Genomic DNA, 23637 nt, shown 5'->3' with positions numbered 1-23637 from the left:
ATAGAAGGTTGAAAATCTCCGGAGCTCAATGGTTGAAAAAAAATGTCAATCAAATGCTAAAACTTCGTTGTGCTTACCTGAACGATCTCTTGGCTATTTGAGGCTTTTTCAAAACCGGGATGCTCCCTTAGTCGATCGCCCTTTTGAAACAACTGTCTTTGATATTCATCTTCTCGCAGCGTACAAATTGTAATTGTCGGCTGTTTCGGTTTGCCAATATATTCTCTGCCACCAATCCCCAAATAATCAACAATCCAATACTCAGGAATTCCCAGCAAGGCGTAATCTTCAACTTTGCGGGCGTAGTCGTTCTGCCAATTGGTACTCACGACTTCAGCGATTAGTTCGATCGAGTTTCCCGATGTAATTACAGGTTCTTGTTGCCACAATGGCTCATTAATCAATCGAGTTTGATCTAATACCAGCACATCGGGGCGAAAGGCTGTTGCTGTTCCTAATAATTTGATGAGACAGCGCGGAGGAATAAAATAGGGTAAATCCAGACGGTCAATTTCTACATTTAATTTCCGTCCGAGAAAGGCAGATACTTGTTCGTGCGGCCCTGTTGGTTCAATTTCTGTTAATTCACCATCGATTAGTTCGCAACCATCGCTATCGCCGTAGTTAGCAATAAATTCATCAATAGTTAGAAGTTTTGGAGGTGATTGAACCATAATGTTTGTTGGTAACTCCTAAATAAGATTTTTCTGAACCGCAGAGGACGCAGAGGGCGCAGAGGAAGAGAAGAGAGAGAAGATCGCAAAGACTTTTCAGTTATACAATAAAATTTCGGGAGCATCTCAATGAATGCAAAAAAGCAATTTCTTTATAGTGCGAGCGTCCCCGCTCGCGAGCGGGGACGCTCGCACTATAAAATCAAAACATCAAAACTGAGATGCTGCCAAAATTTCTTCCTTCTTCCTTCTTCCTTCTTCCTTCTTCCTTCTTCCTTCCCCTTAAAATCCCATCGCGCCAGCTACTGCTTCCAAACTCGGAGCAATCCCTTGTTTAAAGTTGTTCTTGCTGTGATTGATTGCCGTATCTGGATCTTTTAAACCGTTACCGGTGAGCACGCAAACCACTGTTGCTCCTGTCGGAACTTGGTCTTTTACCTTCAGCAAACCAGCTACAGAAGCGGCGCTTGCTGGTTCGCAAAAAATCCCTTCTTCAGATGCTAACAAGCGGTAAGCGTCGAGAATTTCTTCGTCGGTGACAGCAGAAAAACTGCCGCGGCTGGCTTCGGAGGCAGCAACAGCCTGTTTCCAGCTAGCAGGGTTCCCGATCCGAATTGCTGTCGCCAAAGTTTCTGGGTGCGACACTGGTGCACCCATTACCAACGGTGCTGCTCCGGCTGCTTGGAATCCCATCATTCGCGGCAGGCGCGAACATTTATTCACTTGATGGTATTGACAAAAACCCATCCAGTATGCAGTAATGTTTCCCGCATTTCCCACGGGAATGCACAGCCAGTCGGGGGCATCGCCCAAGGCGTCCACCACTTCAAACGCGCCGGTTTTTTGGCCTTCCAAGCGGTAAGGGTTGACGGAGTTGACCAAAGTTACGGGATAATTTTCTGCCATAGAGCGGACAATTTCTAAAGCCCGATCGAAATTTCCTTGAATCGAAATCACTTCCGCACCGTAAAGCAAAGCTTGGGCCAGCTTGCCCAAAGCCACGTATCCCTCAGGAATCAACACAAAAGCCCGCATTCCCCCGCGCCTGGCGTAGGCTGCCGCCGCTGCCGAAGTATTGCCGGTACTGGCGCAAATTACAGCTTTGGCGCCGGCTTCCTTTGCCTTGGAAATCGCCATTGTCATCCCCCGGTCTTTGAAACTACCAGTGGGGTTGAGGCCGTCGTATTTCACCAGCACGCGCACGTCTCTACCGATGAGAGAGGCGATCGCCGGTGCTGGAATCAGGGGAGTATTGCCCTCTTGGAGCGTCACTACCGGCGTGGTTTCCGTCACAGGCAGGTAGGGGCGATAAGCTTCGATCAAGCCCGGCCAGCCGTTAAGTTTCGGCGAGGCTGCGCGGGCAGCGGAGTTAGCAGCAGAGTCAGTAGCAGGTAGAATCAGGGTCACGATGTCAATGGTTTCTAGGCTTTGCCAAGGAATTTACACTAATTTTAGCTCGATCGGTTAATTTAATGTTTGATACGATCGGTTCAGGTTAAAGTAACTTAATGGTGTGAATGTGTAGATATGTCTACTCAATTACTAATGTCAAATAATTCATCCACTCTTTCTCGGCCTCAAGTCACGGCTAGCAATCCCGAAATCGCTAGTTCGGCTCCGCTATCGACGGGTTTTGCCCGCAAACTTGATTCGGTGAAGTGTCCCTACCAAGCCGATCAGCAAGTTAAGTTTCTGCACCTGCAAGCAGAAATCGACTCCTTGCTGCTGCAAGTCCAAACCCTCAAACAGCAGCGCTCTGTTGCTTGTTCTCAAGTTGCGATCGGCAAAACTTCTGCTGTGGGCAACGGCAATTAACGGCAACTCGTGCTAATTGTGCCGCCCCTGTGGTATAAAAAGTAAAGTTTTGTTAACCGCAGTTTTTTAACCAAAAGCGCTAGCCATTTAATCTGCGGCTAGCGATCGCTAGCATTTGCCAAAACGTGCTTGCCTACTGCTCAACTCGTCTGCTAATTGTCGGTAGCGAGGTGATATTTTACTGCGATAATTTTGTTAAGCCATCCAGATGGCACACGGAGAATCGAAATCAATTTATGACAGCATCGATCGAAAAACCACTAAATTTGACATCCGCAACGGACACCTCCAACCTGCGCCTCAAAGATATTCTCAAAACCCTGCCGCGCGAAGTGTTTGTCAAAAACCGCCGCAAAGCTTGGACAAAAGTCATCGTCAACGTTCTTCTAGTTGCTGTTGGTTATTTTGGCCTAGCAGTATCACCTTGGTATTTACTGCCCCTAATGTGGATTTTCACAGGTACCGGATTAACCGGTTTTTTTGTGATCGGCCACGACTGCGGACACCGGTCATTTGCCAACCGCCGCTGGGTAAACGATTTAGTCGGACATCTCGCATTTCTGCCGTTAATTTTTCCGTTTCACGCATGGCGTCACGGACACAATTACCACCACAAGCACACCAACAAAATTGGTGAAGATAATGCTTGGCAACCGATGACAGCAGAAAGCTACGCTGCCGCGCCCAAAGCATTACAAATAGCTTATAGTTTAATCTTCGGCCCGCTGTGGTGGGTTGGCTCGATCGCCCACTGGGCAAAAGTACACTTTATGTGGTGGCGCTTCAAAGAAGGTCAACAACGCGAACAAGTGCGGTTTTCGGTTTTTGTGGTTTTGATCGGTGCTGCGATCGTATTTCCGACTTTAATTGCTACAACAGGCATTTGGGGATTCATCAAATTTTGGTTGATGCCCTGGATGGTTTACCACTTCTGGATGAGCACCTTCACCATTGTTCACCACACAGCGCCAGACATTTCATTTAAATCACCAGAAGAATGGAACGAAGCCCAAGCCCAACTATCGGGAACAGTTCACTGCGACTATCCCCGCTGGGTTGAGTTTCTGTGCCACGACATTAACGTCCACGTTCCCCACCACCTTTCAACTGCTATACCCTGGTACAACTTGCGCCTAGCCCACAGCAGCTTAAAAGAAAACTGGCAACCTCATCTCTATGAAACCAAATTTTCTTGGTCTTTAATGAAGCGGATTGCCGACAACTGTCACCTGTACAACCCCGCTGGTGGCTATCTAACATTAGATGAATTCAACGCTCAAACCAAATAAGTTTGAAACGCGATAAATCTCCGAAAAACCCGGTTTTGTTAAACAAACCGGGTTTTCTCAATCATAAGGTACGTAGTTGCGCTTCAGCGCTCTCTTAAGATATTAAAGAGCGCTGAAGCGCAACAACGTACCTAATAAGATTGTCGATATTTGTTTGTGATTTTCTGCGGCGACACACCCTACGACTAAAATCTAAAATCTAAAATCTAATGGCTTTCAATCCCAATAACTGTCGCAACGAAAGCGAAGTAGAAAGCAAACTCATTGTCAGTTATTTGTTGCCAAAACTCGGCTATACTCCCGACACTTGGCACCAAGAAATCGCCTTTGGGAATATTCGCCTAGACTTTCTTTCCTTTGCCACCCAAGTTATCCCCAGAGTTCTCGATGCAGACTCGCCCATGAGTTTAGTCATGGAAGCAAAACATCCCAAGGAAAATTTAGACCGCCATCTTCGGAAACTCAAGCGTTACTTAACAAGTTTAAGTATTCGCTACGGACTCATAACTAACGGTAAAGAACTTAGAATTTATACAAGAGTCAGCAATGATATTCAGCTAGTTTTTCAGTGTGCCGGACAAGACCTTGAAAGTAGATTTGATGAAATTATAGCTTTAATAGGCAGAGATAGTTTAAATTTTGTAAAAAATCAAGACAATCTGGAACTGGAAGATAGTAAACTTAATTTAGTTAGTCCTGACTCTATTAGCAAAAATCCTGATAATCTCGAAGTAGAAGAAGAAGATAGTCAAATTAATTTAGTTATTCCTGACTCTATTAGTGAAAATCTTGATAATCTCGAAGTAGAAGAAGAAGAAGATAGTCAAATTAATTTAGTTATTCCTGACTTGATTAGCGAAATTCCTGTAGAATCAAACAATCCTCCCACCCCAGAACCCGAGCAGAATCAAATATTAGCAATTGAAAAAATAGCTGAACCTTTATCAGTTAATATTGAAATTAAATCAGATTTGAGCGTGTCACAAACCATACCAAACAATATGAAAATAATAGCAGTTTACCACAACAAAGGCGGCGTCGGCAAAACTACAACTGTAGTCAATTTAGCAGCAGCAATGAGCAAGGAAGGTAAAAGAGTCCTAGTCATCGACTTAGACAGTCAGGCAAATACAACCTTTGCAACTGGTTTGGTTAAATTTGAAGATGAAGAACAAGATGATTTGAAAGATTGCAATATTCTTCAAGTTTTGCAATCAGAGGATTTCTACTCCATCGCCGAAGTAGCCCGCGAGTCTAATTTTTGCAATCCTAAAATCGATGTAGTTCCTTCCCACATCGATTTGATGTACTATGAAACGGAACTAAATCAACTAGATTACAGTCGCATGATTTTAATTCAAAAACTAGCGGAAGTAGAAGACAAGTACGATATTGTACTGATTGATACGCCACCATCTTTGAATTTTTTCGCCAGAGTTGCCCTGATTGCGGCGGATTATTTAATTATTCCTTCTGATTTAAAACCTTTTGCCAATCAAGGATTGATTAATGTCAAGGATTTTATCAAAAAAGTTAATGGATTCAAAAAACAAATTGGCAAAAAACCTTTAGAAATTTTAGGAATCCTCCCTTGCAAAATCTCACCTAATCTTAAATTTGTACAGTACAGTTTGCCCAAGCGGAGGGAGGCAATTCCCAAACGCTACGGACTGGAAATCATGGACAGCGTAATTTATGAGAGAGAAGATTTAGCAAAGTGTGCAGAAATATTTAAAATCGTGGGCAATATGGAAATCGCCGATCCGATTTCGGTGCTAGATTTTAAACCGGATTGCACTTCATCCCAGGAATTTGAAATGCTAGCCGAAGAAGTTTTGGTAAAAATAGGTAAGTAAAAACTTATGAAAAAATTATCTCCGTCACTGGTTGCAGTCAAAAGAATTACTTCCGCAGTTCCCCGTTCCAATTTTGCCGATCGCGATTTGGATAAATTAGCTAGACTCATTTTAGATTCAGGAGGCTTGATTAATCCGATAATTGTCCGCCGTACCAGCATGGATGCCTACGAAATAGTAGACGGAGACTTTGAATACTACGCTGCGGCGAGAGCCAGGGAACTTGAACCTCTCAAGGGCGAGACAATCGGAGCATTCATCCTGGAACCGGAAAATGAAGCACTTCTCCTGGAACAACTGGAAATCCTCAGAAAAACCGCAATCACTGAGAATCTAGGTGAAATTGAAACTCCCAAAGAGTCATTGATAACTGAGGCTTCACTTGAAATTGAAACTTTAGAACCCTCATTTAGTTTAGAACAGCGGCTGACAAATATTGAAGCCAGGTTAGAAAATCAAATTCATGAATTGAAAGCTGAACACGCCCGCGAAAAAGAGTTGTTAGCGGAGAGGATACAAGAAGTTGAAAATCTAATTTCACAACAATTACCTCTGTTAATTGAAGCGCAGTTGGCTAGCAGAATTAATGAGTTGAAATCAGAGCCTGCATCGTCAAAGCCCAGTTTGGTAGATGCGGTACCAAAAGTTGAACAGGTAACTTCTCAACCAATGTCGCTGTTGGCCGCACTGAATACTCAAAATCCAGCTCAACTGAAAGCGAATTTAGAAGATACTAAGCTGCTGAAGGCTCCTGTTATACAACTCATACTCAAGGAGCGAGATGTGCGGCCGTTTGTCTCATTTGCCAATGTGGTGGAACGTATTAAAGGGTTAACCGACAAAACAATGATTAAACTTATTGATTGCTGGCAAAAATACTGAGCGGCTGTCAGTCGTCTCAATAGCATTTTTGGGGGTGATGCTCCGAGCAACGCCCCACAAGAGTTGAAACTGGTTTTATGAAAGGTAATTGACTAGGGTAAAAATACTTATCATTCACAATTGCGATCGCCCGATCGCCAAAAAAAGTAAAGATGAGTGAAGCAGTGTATAATTTGTGTCCCCCAGCCAGTTAAACTCATCACAGTCGATTTTTTGTAGGAATTGCAGTCAGTTTTGCCGTTATACCAATTTTTTATGAGGCCCCGTAGAATCTGATCCCCCCTAACCCCCCTTAATAAGGGGGGGACAAGATTCTTCTTAAAGTCCCCCAACAATCAGGGGGATTTAGGGGGATCGAGATATATGCAACTTCACATTAAATTGGTATTAGCGAAGCACTCGTTGCAGGATCGCCCGGGCTGTCACCCCACAGCCAGCCGTACAGGTACAGCACGCCACTGATATCTCTCCCAGATTGAGAGACTCAGGCCAACAAATCCTTTAACTAACCAAAGTCTGAGTAAGGTGTTTGTCTCGCACCCTATCATTAGAGTCCTTGGGTTAGTTCTGTTGCACTTAAAACCCAGGCTGTAAAGTGCAAATATATATAATTACCCAAACACCTGATTTTAATGACAAAAGGGGACTTGTAAGAAGATGGATCGATCGCAAGATCAAAACCGAATAGTAGAATATTTGCGGATTAAGCCAATTAGTCACAGTCAAATTTACACTTCCCAAATTGCGGTACCAGAGACTCAGGGTGGGGAAATCCCTCGCGAACGTCGCGAAGCTCTCAGGAGAAGTCTCATCGAGCAAGGCAGCAACTTAATTCCTTTAATTGTACGTCCTACTGAAGCTTACAGCAACGAAGAAGAATACGAAGTTGTCTGCGGTTCAGATTGGTGTATTGTTGCGAAAGAACTCGGCCTTGAGCAAATGTGGGCTTGGGTTTTTGAAATGACCGACGAGGAGGTAGTTGCCGCTCAAGCAGAAATGGAACATTTAGCTCCGCAGCCGACTCAAAAAACTGCACAACTTGAGACTCTACTGCAACAATTTGAGCTATCATTTCAAAAAAAGGTAGAGAGTCTAACAAAACAAATAGAACAATCTGTTAAAAAGAATGAAGACCTGCTAAAAAAACAAGTAAAAGCTCTAGCCGAGCAGAACTTCGATCGCGATCAAATAACACAGATTAAGCATCTGCTAGAACAAGTTGAAAAAACATTTCATGAAAAGGTAGATAAATTGGCTAAAAAAATTGAACAATCTGGCAGCAATATTTCTCCGCAATCGGCGGTTATTTCGGAGATGAATCTTGAAGGTGCATTGAGACAGTTGGATGAACTGGAAAAATTGCTGTCAATCAAATTAGATCGCACCGTCCAAATAATTAATCAGTTTGTGGCTGACACGATCGCAGATGTAGAAAATGACCTAAAAAATCAAATTGCCACGCTCCGCAGCCAACTGGGAGCCGCTGCGACGCACTCAGAAATACAGTCCGAGACACCGCCGAAAAAGCAGTCGAAGGCGCAGCCAAAAACGGAGGCTAAGAAGCAGTCGAAGGCTCAGCAGAAACCTCAGCTACCGCAGTTGCAGTTGGAGTTGCCGTTTCCGCCCCAGCAGCAGCAGGAAGACGAGGAAGACTACGATACTCTTTCGCTGAGACGCTTGAAGGCGATCGGCAAAGACCGAAAAGTGCGGGGCTACGCGCGCATGAAACGACCGGAAATTCTGGCAGCCCTCAGAGAAGCTGATGGCAAATAATACGGTGATTTCTAATATTTAAAGACTAATACAAGACTTACGTAACTTGTACTATTATTGGGGGTGACTTCTTGGTACGTAGTTGCGCTTCAGCGCTCTTTCTGAATATTGTGAAAGAGCGCTGAAGCGCAACTACGTACCTTTTTTATTTAATCTGACATTTGCGTAAGTTCTCTCAGGCTGTAATTGTAATATCTTCGCTTTTTATTGATATTTTAAAGAGCGCTGAAGCGCAACTACGTACCTTTTTTTATTTAATCTGACAGTTGCGTCAGTTCTCTCAGGCTGTAGTTGTGCTATCTTCGCTTTTTCATTGATATTTTAAAGAGCGCTGAAGCGCAACTACGTACCTTTTTTTATTTAATACGACAGTTTCGTCAGTTCTCTAAGGGTTTGGGGTTCGATCGCCATTATTGATATTTTAAAGAGCGCTGAAGCGCAACTACGTACCTTTTTTTATTTAATATGAGAGTATCGATCTGAAAATCTTGCTAAAATACACACATCACCTCTTACTCCTCCCCAAGCAGCCATGTCCGCAACCGCAGAATTAGTTACTCCCCAAGAAATACCAGAACAAGAGCTCTCTGAAGAAGAACTATTAGAACAAGAGATAGCAAAAAATGTTATCGTTCCTCCAGTCGATTTATATAGTGATGAACCTCAAGTGGAAACAGAATTGCATCTCCGACAAATAATGCTGCTGTTTAAATGTCTAGAATGGTTGTGGCGAGATAGAAATGACTTCTATGCTGCTGGCAACCTCAGTATTTACTATAGCCCCAAGCAACTTAAATCAAAAGACTTCCGAGGCCCAGACTTTTTTGTGGTACTCGGCACTGAGCGCAAAACTCGTAAAAGTTGGGTAGTTTGGGATGAAGATGGAAAGTACCCGAATGTCATTCTTGAAATCCTGTCACCGAAAACCGCGAACGTAGATAAAAACTTTAAAAAACAACTCTATCAAGATACTTTCCGAACCCATGATTACTTTTGGTTCGATCCAGAAACTTTAGAATTAGCTGGGTTTCATTTGGTAGATGGAGAATATCAACTAATTGTACCGAATGAATTCGGCTATCTGCGGAGTCAACAGCTTGATTTGAGTTTGGGCATTTGTAGCGGACAATTGCGTTTCTTTACAGCAGCCGGTGAATTGGTTCCCACTCCTGAAGAGGTTGCAGAAATGGAGATTCGACGGGCAGATGCAGAGGCCCAAAGAGCAGATGCAGAGGCCCAACGAGCCGGAGAAGAGGCTCAAAGAGCCGATCGCCTGGCCGCAAAACTGCGAGAATTAAATATCGATCCCGATACAATTTAGCGATCGCCTTTTTCCAAAAACACGGTTGATTGTCTCGTGTATTTGAGTGCGATCGCACAAATAGTTCAAAAAAGTGTCTACCAGGAAATTGCTTGTCTGACAATAACGACAGAAGATAACCAAGTGGGCGATCGACCAATCAACACAGACAAACTTGTGTCAAGATTAATCTCGCGATTAATTAGCGCGATCGACCCAAACTCCCAATCTCAGTCAAGCGTAACAATCCGACGCAAGTTCCAATGAACAATCCCATCTACCCCGGCATAACTCTCCACAACCACTACCGCATCGTCCGCGAATTGGGACACGGAGGCTTCGGGCGCACCTACCTCGCTGAAGATGCCCACCGATTTAACGAACCCTGCGTTTTAAAAGAATTTGCGCCCCAAGTACAAGGAAGTTACGCCTTACAAAAATCCGAGGAACTCTTCGAGCGCGAAGCCGGAGTGCTCTACAAGCTGCAACACAATCAAATTCCGCGCTTCCGCGAAATGTTTCGCGTCAGTATAGTCGATCGAGGCTACCTATTTCTCGTCCAAGACTACGTACCCGGTCAAAATTACCGCTTCCTGCTGGATGCCAGGAAGCGTCAGGGTTTGCGGTTCATCGAAGCAGAAATCAATCAACTGCTGGTTCAGATTTTGCCAGTCCTTGAATACATTCACTCCTTGGGAGTGATTCACCGCGACATCTCCCCCGACAACCTAATTCTGCGCTTGTCTGACGGAATGCCCGTGCTCATTGACTTCGGCGGAGTCAAACAAATCGCCGCCACCGTAGAATCTCTATTTGCTGAAACAGAAGCTAACGCCACTCCCACTCCCACCCCCGCAACTCGCATCGGCAAACTCGGCTATGCTCCCGTCGAACAGATGCAAATGGGCATTGTGTCTCCCCACAGCGATTTGTACGCTCTGGCGGCGACGGTTTTGGTGTTGCTGACAGGGAAGGAACCGCATGAATTGCTCGACAGTCAGACGCTGAATTGGAACTGGCGATCGCACTGTTCTCTATCTCCGAATTTGTCCCTGGTGCTGGATAAAATGCTCGCTCAGCAGCCGAACCAGCGTTACTCCTCGGCTCGCGAGGTTTTGCTCGCTCTTTCCGGCAATGGGATCCTACAGCCACAGCCGCAGCCACAGCCAGATTTGGGACTCACGCAGCCACCACCGGATTACACAACACCTCTCACCGCACCCATACCTGTGCCAGCACCCGTCCCCAAACTGCCGGGAACTCCGGTGCGACTGGCTACGATTGGCAATCAGCAAAAGATGCCTGCTTGGAAAATGTTTTTGTTCGTAGTGGCAGTGCTTTCGAGTATGGGGGCAGTTGGCTGGTTTGCGGGCAATTACGTGTTAAACCTGCAATCAAAAGTGCAGAAGATTCCCGTGACTCCAGGCCCGAAGCAGCAGCAAGAGGATGCTTTGCGCGATCGCTACTCTCGGCTTAAAATTGACGATCGATTCTACAACGGTTACGTCAACCTTGTAGATGAGAATTTCTATGCCAAATACCCAGAATTAAACGGGCGGCTGTTAAAAGAAGGCGACGAGGATCGCCAATGGCGCGAAAGGTGGCAGAAAATCGGCGACGATTTGCTTGACAAGCTCGAAAACCTCAGCAGCGATGCTAGAGCGCGGTTGGGCAGTTACGAGACTACAGATCTCGATCGCTCCAAAACCGAGGTTAACAAGCTGAATTTGAGCAGTCGAGCGCTGTACGATGTGGCTGATGCCAAGTTCTTTTATTGGTTTCCACAGCAGCCGCGGAATAAAAATATCATCGGTTTGCCGATCGGACAAATTTGGCAAGCAATTACCGCCGACGCCCTCGCCTCTTTGCAAGCAGGAGCAACTCTTGAAAGCGTCGAATTTGACCGTCGCGCGAACAACAAAACCCTTAAAGGAAATCTCAAGCCCGGAGAAGGCAAAGCTTACATTGCCAGGTTCGCCCAAAATCAGATTTTGAGCGTAAATTTGCAAACTCCGCGCAAATCGACTCTGCTATCAATTTATTCTCCTGGGCGCACCAACAAAGCCAAAGCTTTACTGGAAGATGCAGAGGAGGTGAGTTGGTCTGGAACTCTCGATGATGCTGGTTTTTATGAATTCGTGGTAGTTTCTCAGTCATCAGAGCCGATCGCCTACGAGTTAAATCTGGAGACAAAATAACCCCCATCCCAAAACGGATCTCAGCCCCCGACTCCTGTCGCAGTCAAAAATTTAAGACTCCCGTTCAAGCTCGCTGACTCATCTGGACGAGTAAATCTGCAATCGACCCATGGCTATTGACGCCTTGAGGGCGATCGAGCAATAATGAAGTAATCCCGAGCGGGTAAATTTTCCGGTTCAAACAAAGAATATGCTGAGATTTGCGATCGTAGCTTTAGTAACTTTGGGATTAGTATTAATGACTGCATTAGGTTTATCTTCTGCCAGTGCGACAGTCAGCAATCCCGAATTTTATGCTTGGAACTTTGCCTCTGTAGGCAGCAGCGAGTTAGTTTGCAAAAAGACACTTGTAGTTCCGCGAGACCTCATAATTCCGTCATCATCAATGCAAGCTGTCAGTATCAATTCTGTAATTGTAGATGACAAGTTTTGCGCGAATTCCACTAAACCGGTCAATTAAGGCAGTGCATCCTATGATGTCTCATCGAACGACACAATAAAATAGGTTTGATCGTTCGGACTTTAGTCCGCATCTATCCCAGGTTTGATCGTTCGGACTTTAGTCCGCATCTATCCCAGGAATGAAGCAGGTTTGATCGTTCGGACTTTAGTCCGCATCTATCCCAGGAATGAAGCCAGAAGCATCGAACACTTTTTAAAGCGAATTGACCCGATATTATATAAAACTTGCCGCTATCCGCGCAGTAGTGAAAGTGTTGGCGGCATTTTTTATGAGAAACAACAATATTTTTTATTAAAATTTATTAAAATAGTTTGGCGCCACAGTTTTCTGCCCTTGAAAGCGATCGAAACTATTGCGAATTTTGCCAATTCTTTGATTGTCACTTAAGAACCGAGGGAAAATCTTGAGCCATTTGGCTAAAAATTTATTAGCTAATTGGCCTAATCAGTAACTGTCAAGTTTGAGTATGCTAGAGTTAGTCAGGTTCTGATATATAGTGCCATCTGTTATCTAAGTATCATGCTCAAAATTTTAGTCATTGAAGACGACGAATTAATCCGGGAGACTCTTGTGCAACTCCTGGAATCTCACAGCTACCGAGTTATCGTGGCAGAAAACGGTCGATTTGGGGTGCAGATGGCACTTTCGGAGATCCCCGACTTAATTTTGTGCGACGTACAGATGCCGGAACTCGACGGTTATGACGTGTTGCGGACTCTGCGACAAAACTCCCTGGCTGCTACAATTCCATTTATTTTTCTCACGGCTCAAAGTGCCAAAACCGATTTTCGTCGGGGGATGGAATTAGGGGCTGACGATTACCTAACAAAGCCATTTACTAAGGCTGAATTGTTAGGGGCGATCGCTTCTCGCGTCTCGAAACGGCAAACTATTACCCAACCCCTGACAGTTGCGCTTCACCAAGCAGAAGCCAGACTCAAAGATTTAGCTAACGACTCTACAAAGGTTTGTGTCCTCTCCCCTGAAAAGTTGGCTCTAGAAGCTCTGCTGCGCCACGCTTTAGCACAAGGTGAGTTTCAAGTATACTATCAGCCCCAGGTGAATATTGCTACCGGACAAGTTATCGGCGCTGAAGCTTTGGTGCGCTGGCAAAATCCCGATCGAGGTATAATTTCTCCCGCCGAATTTATTCCCTTAGCCGAAGAAACAGGTTTAATTATTCAGATTGGCGAGTGGGTACTGCTTTCAGCTTGCGCTCAAGCGGCGAGTTGGCTGGCGGCGGGGTTCTCGCCTTTTACGATATCAGTAAATTTGTCGGCCCGGCAGTTATCCGACCCGGAACTCAAGGCCCGAATCGTGCAAATATTAGAAACTACAGGCTTGGAGCCTGCTAATTTAGAATTAGAAATGACCGAAAGCGCCCTGGTAGAAAATGCGACAGTCGCAGGCGCAACTTTAAACGAACTTAAAGCTCTCGGAATTCGGATTGCCATTGACGACTTCGGCACCGGTTATGCTACTTTAGGATATCTCAAGCAATTTGCTTTTGACAGCTTAAAGATCGATCGCATTTTCGTGCGAAATGCCAGCGAAGACGCTCAAAATGCTGCTATTACCACAGCAGTAATTTTGCTGGGTCACAGCTTAAATATGACAGTAATTGCAGAAGGAGTAGAAACAGAAGCAGAACTAGCTTTCTTGAAACAGCACCAATGCGATATCATGCAGGGGTATCTGTTCAGCCGTCCGGAACCGGCAGCGATCGTTGAAAGTATGTTAGTTGCCAACCAGCGTTTGTTCGCTCAGCCCCCAGCAGTAGCACCTGCTCGTGTTATACCTTTTGTACCTGTCTCCGAAGCCGAAAAATCTAAAAACCTTACCATGTCAGGTCTAGGAATAGTCTAAGTGTTACCAGGATTTCTGTATAATACAATAAAATTGTTTTTCAGAGCTTCTATTTTCAGCGGAAAAGTTGACGCTCTCTCTCCTAAAAAGTTGTAGCTTTTTTGGGAGGGGCGAATAAAAAAGGAAATTTTTCCAAATATTCCTCTACCGAAAAAATGGGGTTAGAGCCTCCCGCTTCTAGGGGGACTTTCCCAATATTTTTCGAGACAACCAACCATTCCTATGACAGCTTTGTTATCATAGGAATATAGGAGTAAATCATAATGCTCGTTCTGGAATTCAAGACTTACGGCAAGCCTGGACAGTTCAAGGCAATCGATGAAGCGATTAGAATTTGTCAATTCATTCGCAACAAATCGATTCGGCTTTGGATGGATGGTGGAGCCAAGTCTTGGTTCGATCTTTCTAGGTATTGTGCGATTTGGGCGTCTGAGTTTGACTTTGCCAACAAGCTAGGCGCGATGGCCAGGCAGGCTAGTGCAGAAAGAGCATGGGCTAGTATTTCTCGATTCTATGAAAACATAAAGAATGGTGTAAAAGGTAAAAAAGTCGGGTTTCCCAAGTTCCAAAAAGACTGTCGTTCTGTTGAGTATAAAACCAACTCTTGGAAGCTTTCAGAAGATAGAAAAGCAGTCACCTTTACCGACAAGTGCGGAATAGGTAGGCTGAAGTTAAAAGGTACAAGAGACATGAATGTATATCAGCCAGACCAAATTAAACGGGTAAGGCTAGTAAAACGTGCAGATGGCTACTATGTTCAATTTTGTATTCAAGTAGATAGAGTAGAAATAGTTGCAATGACAGGTAAAACTGTTGCATTAGATGTAGGATTGAAAGAGTTTTACACTGATTCAAATGGCGACACGGTTTCCAACCCTAAGTTTCTGCATAGAGGTGAGATACGGTTAAAACGTGCTCAACGTCTTGTAAGCCGGAAGGCAAAAGGTGGGTCAAATCGCCGGAAAGCTAGAGTGATTTTAGGTAAGCGACATCTCAAAATAAGTAGACAGCGTAAAGACCATGCTATCAAATTGGCAAGGTGCGTAATCACGTCAAACGACGTAGTGGTCTATGAAGATTTGAGAGTGTCCAACATGGTTAAAAATCACTGCTTAGCCAAATCAATTAGCCATGCTTCTTGGTACCTGTTCAGAGTGTTCTTAGAATATTTTGGAAAAGTGTTTGGTCGGATTACCATTGCGGTGAACCCTGCTTATACCAGTCAAGAATGCAGTAATTGTGGGGAAGTCGTTAAAAAATCTCTATCCACCCGAACCCATTGTTTGTGAATGTGGATGCGAGATGGATTGAGATCGTAATGCCGCAATTAATATCCTGAATCGCGGGATAGGTACGACGGGGCACGTCGGAACTTCGATCTAGCAAGATCGTAAACGCTTAGGGAGATTAGACCCCTGGGTTAGGTGCGGTAACGCTCTTAATTTAAGTCCGATCGTTGAACTAAGAATCCTCACGCTCATCTGAGCTCAGGAGTGTCAATTTGGGAGCCGCAGTTTCAAGAACTGTCAACTGGAATTGGTGCAAGGCTGTCATGGAAAGAATATTAATAGTTGACGACGAAACAGACTGTCAAACAGTCTTATCAATGTACCTTGAAAGCCAAGGATACCGGGTTGAATGCGCTAATTCTGGTGTTGAGGCGCTCTCGATTTTTGAGAAGGCCCCCCCAGATTTGGTGATTTCAGATGTAATGATGCCGGAAATGGACGGGTTTGAGTTTTGCCGGCGCTTGCGTACTACACGTTTAGGACAGTTGGTGCCGTTTATATTTTTGTCTGGTCAAGGCGAAATAGAGGCAAAAGTTGAAGGTCATGCGATCGGCGCTGACGATTATCTGGTAAAACCTTTTCAGTCTGAAGAAATCTTGGCTAAGGTGAAAGCGCAGTTAGAGCGCTCTCACCGCATTCATGCCGAGATTGTCCGACTGCTGCAAACTTCTACCGCCCTGGCGGTGGAACCCAAAGTTATCGCAGTATTGCCACCACCAGCACCTTTGCCTCTAACACCAGCCGAGGAAAGAGTTTTTTGGGAGGTGATCCAGGGTTATACTAACAAACAAATTAGCGATCGACTGTTTATTAGCCCCCGCACCGTCCAAGCTCATTTAGGCAGCATATTCAGCAAACTACAGTTAGAAAATCGCGCCCAGCTTGTGAGATTTGCCCTAGAAAGGGGATACAAACCACCTCAAACTTAGCTTTTGTCTCAACTTACGGTGTACCAGCCCTTAATTACCCGCAATAAAAACGGTTTGTAGTGAGGACTTTAGTCCTCAGATTATGAGGACTTTAGTCCTCACTACAAACCCATCTGATTGTCGTCGTTCGAGAGGACCTGATATTATTCCAAATTCAAAACACAATAAGGAAAACTCGTCGTCACGCAAACCATCGGCCCCAAATTTGTACCCCGCAAATTTGCACGTTCCAAATCAGCCTGCCGCACGTCCCTCGCCGCATCGATATTTGTCCCAGTCAATTGAGCTCTCGGAAGCCTGGTATTTGACAGAATAGCATTCTGCAAATTAGTATCGCGCACGTCAGCAAAAGACAAATCAGCCCCGCTTAAATTAGCGCGATTCAAATTCACTCTAAACAGCAGCGAACGTCGCAAATCTGCATTCGACAAATTAGCTTGCAGCAAATAAGCTTCGCCCAAATTAGTATTAAAAAGCTTAGCACCGCGCAAATCAGCTCTCGTCAGATTGGCCCGCCCCAAAAAAGCATTAGACAAATCCGCATTTCGCAGATTAGCGCTGTCCAAGTCGGCACCATACATTTCAGCATTAACCAAGTTAGTATTTGCCAAATTAGCACCACTTAAATCTGCTTCTAGCAAATTAGCTTCGTAGAGATTAGCTCCGCTTAAATCAGCTCCTCTTAAATTAGCTCTGTACAAACTCGCCTTAAACAAATCAGCATTTCTCAAATCGCAGCCTTCGCACTCCTTAGTTTCTAGCAACTGTTGGACGTGATTGGGATTTTGAGCTTTGACGGGGGGTGCCAGCAAAAACGGCGCTAAAACTGCTACAGTTGCCGTTACACTTGCCAAGATTTTAAATTTCACAAACAAACCTCACTGCCACTTCAGACCAATTATACTCGCAAAATTTGCGATCGCTAGGCTTGTACTGTTCAGTTGACAGTTGACAGTTGACAGTTGACAGTTGACAGTTGACAGATGAGGGCGACCTCTACCTGGAAAGAAGAGGATTGCAGTAATGAATAGTCTGATTTTAATTTCTCCCGGGCTTGGGGCTTTAAACCAATTATTTGTGGAAAAAGTAATATTATTGACCTTCAATAACTCCAATATAAAAGGTTTGTAGTGAGGACTTTAGTCCTTTCTTGGATGCGGACTAAAGTCCTCACTACGAACCAATTTTATTAGGCTGTGAGGACTTTAGTCCTTTCTTGGATGCGGACTAAAGTCCTCACTACGAACCAATTGTATTAGGCTGGTTCTAGTGGAGACCATATAAGCCGGCAGAAGGCAGAAATTTCAATAGCATAGCAAACTAAAAAATTAACTTTTTTAAATTGACAATTATCTTGAATTCTGCCTTCGGTCTTCTACCTTCTATCGGAAGATTTAAGCTTCGTCTAAAGCTGCAACACCAGGCAATTCCTTACCTTCTAGCAGTTCCAAGCTAGCACCACCACCAGTAGAAATGTGGCTCATTTCTGGCCCAAGATTCAACTGTTCTACAGCCGCCACCGAGTCACCGCCACCGATAATCGTGGTAGTACCAGTCTTAGTAATTCCAGCCAAAGAATGAGCAATTCCTTCAGTTCCCGCAGCAAACTTTTCCATCTCAAACACGCCCATCGGCCCGTTCCAGATTACCGTTTTGCAATCGGCCAAAGCATCTTGGAAAGTTTTCACAGAATCCGGGCCGATGTCCAAACCCATCCAACCGTCGGGAATGCTCTCAACGGAGACAGTTTGAGTGTTCGCGTCAGCAGCAAATTTGTCAGCAACTACCACATCAGTAGGCAACAGGAAAGTAACTCCCCGTTCCTTTGCCTTAGCTTCCAAAGACTTAGCTAGTTCGAGCTTGTCATCTTCCACCAAAGACTTGCCAACGTTCAAACCGCGAGCTTTGTAGAACGTGAACACCATGCCGCCACCCAGCAGCAATTTGTCGCACTTTTCGAGCAGTTTTTCGATGACTCCAATCTTGCTGGAAACCTTAGAACCACCGATGATAGCAGCTAAGGGACGTTGCGGATTGTCGATCGCACTACCGAGATATTGCAATTCCTTCTCCATCAAAAACCCAGCCACCGAAGGACTCAGATACTTAGTCACACCCTCAGTCGAAGCGTGAGCCCGGTGAGCCGTACCAAAAGCATCATTCACATACAAATCAGCAACAGAAGCTAACTTCTTGGCAAATTCTGGGTCATTTGCTTCTTCTTCAGGGTAGAAGCGGACATTTTCCAGCAACACCACATCGCCATCAGCCATCGCCGCCACAGTAGCAGCTACTTCATCCCCAATGCAGTCATTAGTCTTTTTGACTTCCTTCCCCAACAATTCCGACAACCGTTTAGCAACCGGAGTCAAGCGCAACTTCTCCGTCACACCCTTGGGACGCCCGAAGTGACTGCACAAAATGACCTTAGCGCCCTTCGACGCTAAATCCTGAATAGTCGGCAGAGCAGCCCGGATGCGAGTATCATCGGTGATATTGCCGTTGTCGAGCGGCACGTTAAAGTCCGCACGCACCAATACCCGTTTGCCCGATAAGTCCGATGCCGATAAATTTGCTACAGTTTTTTTTGTCACAGGATTAACCTCCTAATATTTGTGTTTTTGTCTAATTCCGTTGAAATGGCGGCACTCGTCACTTGCACTTGGGGCCTCGGGCGCATTCAACCGCGCCCGTACAAAAAACGGAAGATGAAACAAACGGCACTGATTTGGCTCAACGTAAACATTTTATCGGAGTCCGTGTCCGGGAAATGCGAACTATGTTCAAGACTGTCTTATTTCCTGTAGATCAAAGCCGAGAAGCCCGCGAAGCCGCGGAAAAGGTTGTCAATATTGTGAAAACCTATGCTTCTCGTTTAATTATTCTGTCGGTAGTCGAACCCCCCGCCGAGGAGGGTGCCGCCCCACCGTCAGAGGTGATGAGCTCTCCCGAAGCAGTCGCCAAACTGCTGTCTGAGGCCCAATCGATGTTTTCCCAGCAGGGAATTGAAGCTGAAATCATCGAACGAGAAGGCAAACCTGCTTTCACTATTTGTGATGTGGCTGACGAAGTTGGGGCTGATTTGATTGTGATGGGCTGTCGGGGGATGGGTTTAACTGATGATGGGGCGTCTGACAGCGTTACCAGTCGGGTGATCAATCTGTCTCCTTGTGCAGTTTTGATTGTGCCTTAGTCAGTTGTCAGTTGACAGTTGACAGTTGACAGTTGACTCCGAAAGCAGTTGACAGTTGGCGCGGTGCCCCGCCGTGCCCGCCTTCTTAGTTGACTCCGAAAGCAGTTGACAACTAACAACTGACAACGAACAACGAGAGCATCTCAGTTTTGATTTTGTAGTGCGAGCGTCCCCCCTCGCTTGCTGTTAAAACCAAGCGAGCGGGGACGCTCGCACTACAACAAAAAAATGCTTTTTGCAAAAATTGAGATGCTCCCCGAACAACTGACAACGAACAACTGACAACTGACTAATAACTAATAACTAATAACTAATGAAAATTCACTGGTATCCCGGTCACATTGCCAAAGCTGAACGGGCATTAAAAGAACAGCTAAAGCGGGTAGATGTGGTGCTCGAAGTCCGAGATGCCCGCATTCCGCTAGCGACTTACCACCCCCAAATGCCTACCTGGGTGGGCGGTAAGGCGCGAGTGTTGGTCATCAACCGCATGGACATGATTACGCCTAGAACCCTCGATGCGTGGGAAACCTGGTTTGAATCTCAGGGGGAAACTGCCTATTTTACTAACGCCGAGCACGGTCAAGGAGTACACGATGTTTCCGATGCTGTCCAGGAGGCTGGGGTGCAGCTAAATAAGCGTAGATTCGATCGAGGAATGCTACCCCGTCCAGTCCGCGCCGTAGTGATGGGCTTTCCCAATGTCGGCAAATCTGCTTTAATTAATCGCCTGTTAGGGCGCAGAGTGGTAGACAGTGCCCGCAGAGCTGGAGTAACTAAATCGCTCCGATGGATTCGCATTTCTGACGAAATTGAGTTACTAGACGCCCCCGGAGTCATCCCCACCCGGATTAACAATCAAGAAAATGCCATAAAATTAGCTATTTGCGAAGATATTGGCGAAGCAGCTTACGACAATCAGGTAGTAGCCGCAGCTATGGTAGATTTGCTCCTCGGGCTGGAGGCGGCTGATGACACATTGATATCAGTATCTGGTTTCAAATCTCGGTATAAATTAGATATAGGATCTAGCAATGGTGAAGATTATTTGCACGAAGTAGCAAAAGACAGGTATAAAGGAGATGTGGAACGAACAGCGCGGCAGATGTTAAACGATTTTAGAACTGGTGTGTTGGGTCAGCTTACTTTGGAGTTGCCGCCAGCTTTATAAGACTTGTAGGAGATTTTATCTGATGAATTCAAGTCTTATCAAAGCCTTGAAAATTCAACAGCGGTGCTGTCTATGAATGAACTGAATCTGGAACTTCAAATTAATGGAATCATCGAAAAAACCGTCCCTGTCGAAGGCGAGCAATTTATTATCGGTAGGTTGCTAGAATGCGATTTGCAACTGCCTTTTTCTGACATTTCCCGGCACCACACCCGCTTGTTTAAAATAGCTTCAGGGGAGTGGCTAGTTGAGGATATGGGCAGTACCAACGGGACGCTACTAAACAACAGTCCCCTCAACCAACCTCACTTAGTCAATCAGGGCGATGTGATTTATCTGGGACACCGGATTAATTTGATTGTCGTTTTGCCCGATCGCTCTGACCCCCAACTTCCCGAAATCGGCACCATGCCCGAAGGAGTGACTATCCTCGGCAAAGCTAAAGAACTACAAAAACAGTGGATAGAACCCGACACAAAACTCGAAAAAAACTACGAACAAGCTATCTCGCGTTTAAAATACTTAGTCGATATTGCGAAGTATTTGAACACCGCTGAATCCATCGAAGCAATTTTCGATCAAGTCCAGCAAATCGTGTTCCGCGATATCAAAAACATCGAACGTTTGGCACTATTAATAGACTTTCAAAATAACGGCGAACTGGAAGTAGTTAAAACTGCCGCCAGACCCACTGCAAAAAATAAATATATCCCCGCTGACGGCAGTTGGATCGGCCGCACTATTTGCCGCAAAGTATTGGACGAACAAGTTGCTCTCAAAACTGCCGACGCTCAGTTTGACGAACAGTTTGACGACAATATGAGCATGATCGATAAAGGAATTCGCACGGCGATAGCTGTTCCTCTCTGGGATGAAAATACAGTTTTTGGAGTGCTTTACGGCGACGCTCAACTGACTTCTAGAGAGTGGTATCTGGGCGGAGATGAAGACTTGAGCTTTTTTTCGGCTTTAGGAAATATTGTCGCTTCTAGCGTGCAGCGCTGGCTGCTGACACAAAAACTCCGCACCCAAGAAACTATGCGGCAAAGATTGGAACGCTATCACTCTCCGGCTGTGGTGCAGCATTTAATGAATACGGGGACTTTAATTGACCACCGCCTGCCCCCTGTGGAACGCGAAATCAGTATTTTATTTGCAGATATTGTAGGCTTTACTGCGATGTCAGAACGCTTGAGTCCCCCTCAAATTGCGCGGTTGCTCAACAATTTTTTTGAGGAAATGTTGCAAGAAGTTTTTGGGGAAGGAGGAACTTTAGATAAGTTTATTGGAGATTGTATTATGGCATTTTTTGGAGCGCCGGAACCTCAACCGGATCATGCCGATCGCGCTGTGGCGGCAGCTTTGGGAATGCTCAACCGTCTTGACGAACTCAATGCAAATAAGAGTTTGGGCGAACCGCTGCAATTGCGGATTTCTATTAACAGCGGCAAGGCAATAATTGGTGATGTCGGCAGTTCTAAAAGAGTTGATTATACTGTGTTGGGTTCGACTATTAATCTGGCTGCTCGGATGGAGGGAATTTGTCAGCCTGGGGAATGCGTGGTGAGCGAAGCTACTTACACGTTGCTGCGATTGCCCCAAAGTTTTGAGCCGATGGGAGATTTCCGGTTTAAAGGAATTGACAGACCGATCGTGGTTTATAGTACCAACCGAAATCTAAGGTAATGGGGCATGGGGCATGGGGCATGGGGCATGGGGCATGGGTCATATTGATTTGGACTAACGGAGGACACTCCAAAAGCCGTTTCCCTACCCCAAAATAATCGTCATGCTTGCAAGAGATGTAACTACCGCCCACTTAATTGTAGGGAAACGGCACTGCCGCGTCCTGACTCTGGATAATATTAATTCCGGTGTTACCGGATTTGATATGAAGTCATCATAAAACTTTTATAACTGATCGGGAATGGTATTAAATAGGGAGTTTTTGACGCTGAGGATTTGAACTTCGTCTCCTATGTGTACTATTTTTCCGGCTGATTGAAGTGGCACTCGCGTGTTAACTAGCAGCCGACTAAAGTGATTGAAATGACCTTTTTTTTGCAATTCAGGCATGATTTGATTCTGCTTGGCTGTTAGCATAGTTTTCAAGTTTGGATAAGCTTCTTTAGTAGCAGAATTTCGGTTAGATTGCAGACAGGGCTGACGGGGATTAATACCTTCAAATATTGCTGGGCCTATTTTAAACCTGACAACTTCATCGGCTGCTCCGAAAAGTCGATCTTCCCAAAAAGCCGGGACATCTCCTATTTCAATATTAGCTCGCAAGCGATGTCGCATTTCGTTAACGCAAACTCTCGGAAACCAAGATGCTACTTCGGCTATTGTTGCGGTACTGATAATGCTTGGCCCGGGTGCTGCGGTATCATCGGGAAAGCCTGTGAGCAAGTTTTCAATTAACTTGACGGGGAAACCGAAGTAGTTGCTCAACCAAGATTCTATTGCGGGGCGTTCTCTATCTACATGAAAAAATATTTCTTGTTCGGTGTCTTGAATTTTCAGACCGGCGATTCTCTTTTTTATGTCAAATGATAGGCGCAGAAAATGTACTCCGCTGTTGCGCTTAGCGTTAACAAATTCTCCTGCTCGATCGCAGATGGCAAAAGAGCGATCGCCTGCTAGAGCTCCGCTAGCAAGAATAGGGGCTTGACTGACAGCTATGCCATCAAGGGACTTGACCGGATAAATATGAATGCTGGCGACGTAAGACATTGTGATTCATTGATAAATAATTGTTGTTTTAGATACACTATAGCATCCTCCGCAGGCAGAATGATGACCGCAGTTAATTCCATGAAATTACAAGGGGCGATTTTTTTATTAGTTTATATTTAGCAGGTACTTGTAAAGAAAAAGTAAAGAAATTTTGCTGGGCTGATGGCAAATATTATACTAATAAATATAAAACAATTAACCGA

General features: G+C 45.1%; 19 protein-coding genes and 1 pseudogene. 15 read left to right on the top strand and 5 right to left on the bottom strand.

Annotation, left to right across the window (positions count from 1 at the left end; genetic code table 11):
• Window positions 1-56 precede the first annotated feature (56 nt).
• Together QZ938_RS22985 and thrC are read right to left on the bottom strand one after the other, a co-directional pair.
• Window positions 57-674, bottom strand: a complete 618-nt coding sequence (locus QZ938_RS22985; protein WP_293353486.1) for a Uma2 family endonuclease — start codon at window positions 672-674, stop codon at window positions 57-59.
• Window positions 675-956: 282 nt separating this feature from the next.
• Window positions 957-2075 (bottom strand): threonine synthase, encoded by a 1119-nt coding sequence (thrC, locus tag QZ938_RS22980; RefSeq protein ID WP_293353536.1) that lies wholly within the window; start codon window positions 2073-2075, stop codon window positions 957-959.
• Window positions 2076-2201: 126 nt separating this feature from the next.
• On the opposite strand from thrC, the gene QZ938_RS22975 reads away from it, so the two are divergent.
• The 12 genes and pseudogenes from QZ938_RS22975 to QZ938_RS22920 all read left to right on the top strand — a co-directional run bounded on the left by QZ938_RS22975 (window position 2202) and on the right by QZ938_RS22920 (window position 16334).
• On the top strand, window positions 2202-2489 hold the full coding sequence (locus QZ938_RS22975) for a hypothetical protein (RefSeq protein WP_293149291.1): 288 nt from the start codon (window positions 2202-2204) through the stop codon (window positions 2487-2489).
• Window positions 2490-2725: 236 nt separating this feature from the next.
• Window positions 2726-3778 (top strand): fatty acid desaturase, encoded by a 1053-nt coding sequence (locus tag QZ938_RS22970; protein WP_293353487.1) that lies wholly within the window; start codon window positions 2726-2728, stop codon window positions 3776-3778.
• Between the two features lie 209 nt (window positions 3779-3987).
• Complete coding sequence (locus tag QZ938_RS22965) at window positions 3988-5634, top strand: AAA family ATPase (protein ID WP_293353488.1); 1647 nt, start codon at window positions 3988-3990, stop codon at window positions 5632-5634.
• A gap of 6 nt (window positions 5635-5640) precedes the next feature.
• The gene (locus tag QZ938_RS22960; protein ID WP_293353489.1) at window positions 5641-6516 is read left to right on the top strand and encodes a ParB N-terminal domain-containing protein; all 876 of its coding nucleotides are present in this window, start codon (window positions 5641-5643) and stop codon (window positions 6514-6516) included.
• A 657-nt stretch (window positions 6517-7173) separates the two neighbouring features.
• Window positions 7174-8289, top strand: coding sequence for a Rho termination factor (modular protein) (locus tag QZ938_RS22955; protein WP_293353490.1), 1116 nt, complete (start codon window positions 7174-7176; stop codon window positions 8287-8289).
• 532 nt (window positions 8290-8821) lie between these two features.
• On the top strand, window positions 8822-9610 hold the full coding sequence (locus QZ938_RS22950) for a Uma2 family endonuclease (protein WP_293149296.1): 789 nt from the start codon (window positions 8822-8824) through the stop codon (window positions 9608-9610).
• 242 nt (window positions 9611-9852) lie between these two features.
• Window positions 9853-11787 (top strand): serine/threonine-protein kinase, encoded by a 1935-nt coding sequence (locus QZ938_RS22945; protein WP_293353491.1) that lies wholly within the window; start codon window positions 9853-9855, stop codon window positions 11785-11787.
• Window positions 11788-11977: 190 nt separating this feature from the next.
• On the top strand, window positions 11978-12247 hold the full coding sequence (locus QZ938_RS22940) for a hypothetical protein (RefSeq protein WP_293149298.1): 270 nt from the start codon (window positions 11978-11980) through the stop codon (window positions 12245-12247).
• An 84-nt stretch (window positions 12248-12331) separates the two neighbouring features.
• A complete protein-coding gene (locus QZ938_RS22935; RefSeq protein WP_293353492.1) occupies window positions 12332-12637 on the top strand; it encodes a hypothetical protein in 306 nt (101 codons plus the stop codon).
• A 132-nt stretch (window positions 12638-12769) separates the two neighbouring features.
• Window positions 12770-14116, top strand: coding sequence for an EAL domain-containing response regulator (locus tag QZ938_RS22930; RefSeq protein ID WP_293149300.1), 1347 nt, complete (start codon window positions 12770-12772; stop codon window positions 14114-14116).
• A 263-nt stretch (window positions 14117-14379) separates the two neighbouring features.
• A pseudogene (locus QZ938_RS22925) lies at window positions 14380-15499 on the top strand (RNA-guided endonuclease InsQ/TnpB family protein).
• Between the two features lie 169 nt (window positions 15500-15668).
• The gene (locus tag QZ938_RS22920) at window positions 15669-16334 is read left to right on the top strand and encodes a response regulator (RefSeq protein ID WP_293149301.1); all 666 of its coding nucleotides are present in this window, start codon (window positions 15669-15671) and stop codon (window positions 16332-16334) included.
• A 143-nt stretch (window positions 16335-16477) separates the two neighbouring features.
• Here the strand turns inward: QZ938_RS22920 and QZ938_RS22915 are convergent, their stop codons facing one another.
• Complete coding sequence (locus QZ938_RS22915) at window positions 16478-17203, bottom strand: pentapeptide repeat-containing protein (RefSeq protein WP_293149302.1); 726 nt, start codon at window positions 17201-17203, stop codon at window positions 16478-16480.
• Window positions 17204-17728: 525 nt separating this feature from the next.
• Window positions 17729-18928, bottom strand: a complete 1200-nt coding sequence (gene pgk / locus QZ938_RS22910; protein ID WP_293149303.1) for a phosphoglycerate kinase — start codon at window positions 18926-18928, stop codon at window positions 17729-17731.
• A gap of 185 nt (window positions 18929-19113) precedes the next feature.
• Here pgk and QZ938_RS22905 point away from each other — a divergent pair, with 185 nt between their 5' ends.
• The 3 genes from QZ938_RS22905 to QZ938_RS22895 all read left to right on the top strand — a co-directional run bounded on the left by QZ938_RS22905 (window position 19114) and on the right by QZ938_RS22895 (window position 22384).
• A complete protein-coding gene (locus tag QZ938_RS22905) occupies window positions 19114-19527 on the top strand; it encodes a universal stress protein (protein ID WP_293149304.1) in 414 nt (137 codons plus the stop codon).
• A 313-nt stretch (window positions 19528-19840) separates the two neighbouring features.
• Window positions 19841-20698 (top strand): ribosome biogenesis GTPase YlqF, encoded by an 858-nt coding sequence (gene ylqF, locus QZ938_RS22900; protein WP_293149305.1) that lies wholly within the window; start codon window positions 19841-19843, stop codon window positions 20696-20698.
• A gap of 72 nt (window positions 20699-20770) precedes the next feature.
• Entirely contained in the window at window positions 20771-22384 is a 1614-nt protein-coding gene (locus QZ938_RS22895; RefSeq protein WP_293149306.1) for an adenylate/guanylate cyclase domain-containing protein, read from the top strand.
• A 225-nt stretch (window positions 22385-22609) separates the two neighbouring features.
• On the opposite strand, the gene QZ938_RS22890 is transcribed toward QZ938_RS22895, so the two are convergent.
• Window positions 22610-23431, bottom strand: a complete 822-nt coding sequence (locus QZ938_RS22890; RefSeq protein ID WP_293353493.1) for an MOSC N-terminal beta barrel domain-containing protein — start codon at window positions 23429-23431, stop codon at window positions 22610-22612.
• Between the last annotated feature and the right edge of the window lie 206 nt (window positions 23432-23637).

It is taken from the genome of Microcoleus sp. CAWBG27, from assembly GCF_020883145.1.
In the GTDB taxonomy this organism is placed as follows: domain Bacteria; phylum Cyanobacteriota; class Cyanobacteriia; order Cyanobacteriales; family Microcoleaceae; genus Microcoleus.
The sequence above is the reverse complement of the archived record's forward strand: the minus strand, read 5'-3'. Positions and strand labels throughout refer to the sequence as shown.